Raw genomic sequence first — 636 nt, 5'->3', positions numbered from 1 at the left:
ATTAGATGGAAGGCGGTACTAATCCGTTAGCGGTTTGAACCATTTATTAGAGGCCGGCTCACCGAGCTCCTTCCCTTCTAAAAGGCTCCACCTCATGCAGATATCGAGTGAATGTATCTTTCGGACGCTCAAGTCCATTTGATGCTAATGTTCGCGAAGCCATACCTCTGTGATTGCTACCGTGAGTTAATAGGTGAAGCATGACTTCTTCTATTGATAGTTTTCCATGCTCACCGTCAGTAAATGTAAAAGAGATGATTTGGCTCAGGATTTCTGGAGTAGCTATTGAGGAGAAATGCACAAGCCATGAGTCATTCCTCTCAATTCGTTCTTTTAGCTCTGGGTACGTTGGTGTTTCTACCGTATTGTCAGCAGAGTAAAGCTCTGGGGTTCCTGACATTCGGCTGATAAATAAACTGTCAACCACCGTGGTGTGGTTAAGGATTCTAATGAAGAAGACTGCATCGCTCTCCGGAAGCAAGTGCAACTGGCGCTCTCCGAAAGTCAGCAGTTCAGAGTTAGCCCATTGTTTATACTTAAATGCGTTTGTAAACAGCAACTTGGAAGTCTCCATTTTCTGTTGAGGGCAGTGCTTTCTCGCTCCAGCACCTAACAATGATTAGATGGAAGGCGGTA

The 636-nt window shown here is 45.0% G+C and carries 1 protein-coding gene; it reads right to left on the bottom strand.

All coding sequences use genetic code 11. The features are described from left to right. Positions 1-58: 58 nt before the first annotated feature. The gene (locus tag BN1129_RS21995) at positions 59-559 is read right to left on the bottom strand and encodes a DinB family protein (protein ID WP_084204525.1); all 501 of its coding nucleotides are present in this window, start codon (positions 557-559) and stop codon (positions 59-61) included. Positions 560-636: the final 77 nt, after the last annotated feature.

The organism is Aeromonas popoffii, assembly GCF_000820025.1.
Classification (GTDB): domain Bacteria; phylum Pseudomonadota; class Gammaproteobacteria; order Enterobacterales; family Aeromonadaceae; genus Aeromonas; species Aeromonas popoffii.
The sequence above is the reverse complement of the archived record's forward strand: the minus strand, read 5'-3'. Positions and strand labels throughout refer to the sequence as shown.